General features: G+C 73.1%; 2 protein-coding genes. One reads left to right on the top strand and one right to left on the bottom strand.

What is annotated here, in order from left to right; translation table 11 throughout:
• Positions 1-254: 254 nt before the first annotated feature.
• Positions 255-806 (top strand): dihydrofolate reductase family protein, encoded by a 552-nt coding sequence (locus KGA66_RS28950; protein WP_211472778.1) that lies wholly within the window; start codon positions 255-257, stop codon positions 804-806.
• A 34-nt stretch (positions 807-840) separates the two neighbouring features.
• On the opposite strand, the gene cobA is transcribed toward KGA66_RS28950, so the two are convergent.
• On the bottom strand, positions 841-1584 hold a 744-nt coding region (cobA, locus tag KGA66_RS28945), incomplete at its 5' end, for a uroporphyrinogen-III C-methyltransferase (protein ID WP_211472776.1).

Raw genomic sequence — 1584 nt, 5'->3', positions numbered from 1 at the left:
CCACCGCCCCGGCCACAGCGACGGCCCGGCCGCAGTCCTCGGGTCCGGTCGTCGGGGTAGGGGTACGGAGGGGCGGCCGGAAAGCGCAACAGGCAGCGGCGCCGTGGCATCCTGAGGCAAACGCGCGAACACGCCGATCGCCAGGCCCTGGCGCAGCAGCCCGCGGACGCATGGAAGGACGGCCCCATGCCAGGCCCCCGGGTCAATCCCGCCCCGGTCATCGTCGCCCGCCGCGAGGCGACCGGAGCCACGTCATGCTGATCTACTCGATGGGCGTCTCCGTGGACGGATATATCGCCGACCGCGCGGGCGGGTTCGCCTGGACGCCCCCCGACGAGGAACTGTTCGGTTTCCACCTGGCGCAGGTCAGCCGGCTCGGCGGCTATCTGCTGGGCCGCAGGCTCTACGAGACCATGCTGGTGTGGGAGACGGACGCCTCCCTGCGCCAGAGCGAGGCCACGGACCAGTTCGCCGACGTGTGGTGCGCGCTGCCGAAGGTCGTCTTCAGCCGCACACTCACCCGCGTTCAGGGCAACGCCCGGCTCGCCGGGGCGCCGCTGGACCAGGAGGTCGCCGCGGCGCTCAACGCCACCGACAAGGACGTCTCGATCGGCGGCGCCGGCCTGGCCGCCGCGGCAATCGGGCTCGGCCTCGTCGACGAACTGCGCATGTTCCGCCACCCGGTCCTCGTCGGCGGCGGCACACCCTACCTGCCGCCGGTCACCGAGGAGGTCCCGCTGCAACTGGCCGAGACCAGGACGTTCGGCTCACGCGTGATCTACGAACGCTACCGCAGCGCGCGATGACGCCACGCCGAACCGCAGCTTAAAGCACCGCAGCTTAGAGCACCGGCGCGCCGGCGGCGTGCGCCAGGTCGCGGGCGAGCGCCACCACCGGGCCGAGCACCACGATCGCCGGAGGCCGCACGCCCGCCGCCGCCAGGTCCTCGGCCGCGGCCCGCAGCGTGCTGTGCACCGTGCGCTGCCCCGGCAACGCACCGTCCTGCACCACGGCCAGCGGCGTATCCGGGTCCTTACCGTGCCCGATCAACGCCCGCGCGATCGCACCCATCCGCTCGACCGCCATCAGCAGCACCACCGTGCCGCGCGAACGCGCCAACGCGGCCCAGTCCACCAGCGAATCCGGGTGATCCGGCGCGATATGCCCGGAAACCACCGTGAACTCGTGCGCCACCCCCCGGTGCGTCACCGGGATCCCGGCCAGCGCCGGAACACTGACCGCGCTGGTGACCCCCGGCACCACCGTCACCGCGACACCCGCGCGCGCACACTCGAGCAACTCCTCGTACCCGCGGCCGAACACGTACGGATCCCCGCCCTTGAGCCGCACCACGAACTTGCCGGCCTTCGCCCGCTCGACCAGGATCCGGTTGATCTCCTGCTGCGCCATCGCCCGCCCGTACGGGATCTTCGCCGCGTCCACGACCTCCACGTCCGCAGCCAGCTCGTCGAGCAGCCCGTGCGGAGCGAGCCGGTCGGCGACCACGACGTCCGCCTCGGCCAGCAGCCGCCGCCCGCGCACCGTGATCAGGTCGCTCTCCCCCGGCCCCCCGCCCACCAGCGC

This window comes from Actinocrinis puniceicyclus (genome assembly GCF_018283645.1).
Classification (GTDB): domain Bacteria; phylum Actinomycetota; class Actinomycetes; order Streptomycetales; family Catenulisporaceae; genus Actinocrinis; species Actinocrinis puniceicyclus.
The sequence above is the reverse complement of the archived record's forward strand: the minus strand, read 5'-3'. Positions and strand labels throughout refer to the sequence as shown.